The sequence below is a fragment of the Bacillus sp. 05T31 genome (assembly GCF_056396725.1).
The window spans coordinates 1-360 of record NZ_JBFTMA010001519.1 but is presented as its reverse complement, the minus strand read 5'-3'; the positions used below and the strand labels follow the sequence as shown (position 1 = coordinate 360).

Genomic DNA, 360 nt, shown 5'->3' with positions numbered 1-360 from the left:
GTCCAACACTGTTCAATTCTTTCGTTGATTCATCTAATTTCTCTGTTAACTTCTCTCTCTTTTCTCTTTCTGCCGTTGGGTCTTTTGCAACATCTCTCAATATTTCTGCGTCTAATTTATGTAATACCGTATCTCCTGTTTCAAAAGAATGCCTTTCAAATATAGACATCATACTATTTTGAAACATGTTAAAACTTAACGCTCCCATAGTACCAACAAGCGTCAAAATAACGAGTACAGTTAACAATACATTCTTTTGAAGAAACGATAGCTTATGCCAATATTTTTTCATTAACATCACCTTTCTAAATTAACTTAATATAAAGTAAAACTATTAAAATATAAATCTCATTAATAAAT

The 360-nt window shown here is 29.7% G+C and carries 1 pseudogene; it reads right to left on the bottom strand.

Annotated elements, in window-relative coordinates:
* Positions 1 to 292: pseudogene (locus AC1DJR_RS34145) on the bottom strand (methyl-accepting chemotaxis protein); the annotation flags it as partial.
* Positions 293 to 360 lie beyond the last annotated feature (68 nt).